Annotated in this window: 3 protein-coding genes and 1 pseudogene; 3 read left to right on the forward strand and 1 reads right to left on the reverse strand. The window is 72.0% G+C overall.

Translation table 11 applies throughout. The annotated features are described in order from the left end of the window. Positions 1 to 212: 212 nt before the first annotated feature. The 3 genes and pseudogenes from V7E09_RS15145 to V7E09_RS15155 form a co-directional block, all read left to right on the forward strand. Positions 213 to 701: pseudogene (locus V7E09_RS15145) on the forward strand (DAK2 domain-containing protein); the annotation flags it as partial. Positions 702 to 707: 6 nt separating this feature from the next. Further along, positions 708 to 1,169, forward strand: coding sequence for a ribose-5-phosphate isomerase (locus V7E09_RS15150; RefSeq protein ID WP_324523680.1), 462 nt, complete (start codon positions 708 to 710; stop codon positions 1,167 to 1,169). Beyond that, positions 1,166 to 1,921 carry a triose-phosphate isomerase family protein gene (locus tag V7E09_RS15155; RefSeq protein ID WP_324510645.1) on the forward strand — a complete coding sequence of 252 codons (756 nt, stop codon included), beginning with the start codon at positions 1,166 to 1,168 and terminating at the stop codon, positions 1,919 to 1,921. Before V7E09_RS15150 ends, V7E09_RS15155 begins: the two co-directional genes overlap by 4 nt. Here the strand turns inward: V7E09_RS15155 and V7E09_RS15160 are convergent. Then, the gene (locus V7E09_RS15160; RefSeq protein ID WP_324523681.1) at positions 1,918 to 2,565 is read right to left on the reverse strand and encodes a helix-turn-helix transcriptional regulator; all 648 of its coding nucleotides are present in this window, start codon (positions 2,563 to 2,565) and stop codon (positions 1,918 to 1,920) included. The two genes, V7E09_RS15155 and V7E09_RS15160, sit on opposite strands and share 4 nt — an antisense overlap. Positions 2,566 to 2,584: the final 19 nt, after the last annotated feature.

Genomic DNA, 2,584 nt, shown 5'->3' on the forward strand with positions numbered 1-2,584 from the left:
GGCCCATGTCGCCAATTTCATCTTCCAGCTCCAGAACCCCGAGGGCACCGTCAAGGCGGTGGCCGAGAGCGCCCTGCGCGAGGCCATCGGCCCCCATGTCCTGTTGCTCAAGCCGGCGTCCTACGAGCCGGCGGTGAACCTACGCTCCCTGACCCTCTTCGCCGAGCACGTCGACGCCACCGAACCGTCTCTCGGCCGCCGCCACGGCCGCGGCGAACGCCGACGCTGGCGCCCGCTCCGTCCTGGCCGTGGCCGGGCAGCAGTGGGCCGAGTCGGCGGGAGGCACCTCGGGCGCCCTGTGGGGCGCCGGGCTGACCGCCTTCGCGGCCGAGTTGTCCGACACCGATGCCGTCACGGCGTCCGCGCTGGTCCGCGGGGTGGTCGCCTTCCGCGACACCGTCGGGGACCTGGGCGGCGCCCGCCCGGGCGACAAGACCATGGTCGACGCCGTCGTCCCGTTCGCCACCGTGCTGCAGGACCGGACGTCCGCGGGCGATGCCCTGCCCGTGGCGTGGGCCGCGGCCGTCGCCGCGGCCACCGAAGCGGCGGCGCAGACCGCCACCATCCAAGCCAGGCTCGGGCGCTCCCGGGTGCTGGGCACGAAATCACTGGGAACACCCGATCCAGGTGCCACGTCGTTCGCGCTCCTCATGGCGGCCCTCGGCGAGGCCGCCGCGCTGGATCCCCGACAGGAGGACTGACCCATCATGCGCATCATCGTTGGCGCCGACGACGCCGGATTCGAGTACAAGGAGATTCTCAAGGCCGACCTGCTGGCCGACCCCCGCGTGAGCGAGGTGATCGACGTCGGCGTCCACGCCGACCAGCACACGCCCTACCCGCACGTCGGGGTGGAGGCCGGGCGGCGCGTCGCCGCCGGGGACGCCGACCGTGCCTTGCTGGTGTGCGGCACCGGCATGGGGGTGGCGATGGCGGCGAACAAGGTGCCGGGCATCCGCGCTTCGGTCGCCCATGATTCCTTCTCGGTGGAGCGGCTGATCCTGTCCAACGACGCTCAGGTGCTGACGATGGGCGCTCGGGTGATCGGGATCGAGCTGGCTCGGCGGCTGGCCAAGGAGTGGCTGGACTACGAGTTCGACCAGGCCTCCGCGTCGGCGCAGAAGGTGGCCCTGTTCACGCAGTACGAAGCCGGGGACGCGTCCGCGTGAGCCGCGAGCTCGTCGTGGCGGTCAGCCTCAAGCTGTACTTCGACACGGCCCGGACGCTGGCCTACTGCCACGACGTCGCCGCGGGTGTGGCGTCCCTGAACTCACCAGGTGACGCCGGGGTCACGGTCGCCGTGCTACCCGACTTCCTCTCGATTCCGCAGGTGGCCACGGAGCTGACCGCCGCGGGGATCGTCCTGGGAGCCCAGGACCTGTGCCAGGCCGACCGGGGCCCGTTCACCGGGGAGGTCTCCGGCCTCGATCTGGCCTCGGCCGGCTGCTCCGTGGTCGAGGTGGGTCACGCCGAGCGTCGCAGCATCTACGGCGAGAACGATGCGATGGTCGCCGCGAAGGTGGCGGCGGCGTCGCGCTGCGGGCTGATCCCGCTGATCTGCGTGGGAGAGACCGAGCGCTCCACTCCGGCCGAAGCCGCCGCCGCATGCCTGCGGCAGCTGCACTCGTTCACGGGGGACACCCCGCTGGAGGAGGTGTGGCTGGCCTATGAGCCGGTGTGGGCCATCGGGGCACCCGCGCCCGCCCCGGCGTCCTACGTGCGCGGTGTCGCCGGGGCCCTGCGGGCGGGCACCGAGGGCGCCTGGCCGTGCGTGCGCATCCTGTACGGCGGGTCGGCCGGGCCGGGGCTGCTGTCGGAGCTGTTCCCCGCCGTCGACGGGCTGTTCCTGGGGCGCTTCGCCCACAACCCGGACGCCTTGCTCGACGTGGTGGGCGAAGCCCTCCTGCTGGGCAGCGGTTAGGCGGGTTCGTCCGGGGTCGGCCGCCGCAGCCGCGCCACGCACTCCACCGGGCCGATCTGGAGTGGTCCGACGCTGAGGTCTCCGGTGCTGGCGTCCAGGTAGCCGTCCAGCAGCCCTTGATGGATCGCGCAGACCAAGGGCATCGCCTCGGGTGCGAGCGCGCCCCGGAACGGGCACCGGATGAACCGCAGGTCATCGGCGTCACGCTGAACGCCGAATCCCCGCTGGGTCAGATGCTCGGCCAGCTCCTCGGGGACGCGCTCAGCGGACGTATCGGGCTCGGCCATCCGCGCTCCCCAGCGGCGTCCCGCCTGCAGACAGTCCGCCTCCGCGTCCGCCCCCCGGCTCTGGACCTCATCGAGCAGGACCCCGATCAGCTCGAGGAGATGGATGTTGCTCATCGTCGGGGAGGTGCTGGTGGCCGCGTAGACCAGCGGCGGACGTCCGGGAGCGTGGGGCGTCGCGACCACCCGGTCGGCGTAACCCGACTCGACCAGCCCATCGAGGTGGAAGCGTGCCGAGTTCTTGTGCATGTCCAGTTCGGTGGCGACCTGCACCACGGACACCGGTTCCACAGAGCCTTGGAGCAGCGTCAGCACCCGTGCGCACGTCGGCCCGAGTCCGTGCTGTCGAGTGAGGGCCACCCACGGATCTTCTCACCTG

Source organism: Propioniciclava sp., from assembly GCF_036744435.1.
Classification (GTDB): Bacteria; Actinomycetota; Actinomycetes; order Propionibacteriales; family Propionibacteriaceae; genus Propioniciclava.

Excerpts from the sequence above, each read along its gene's own strand:
- V7E09_RS15150 (WP_324523680.1), top strand. The coding sequence starts at position 708 with ATGCGCATCATCGTTGGCGCCGACGACGCCGGATTCGAGTACAAGGAG.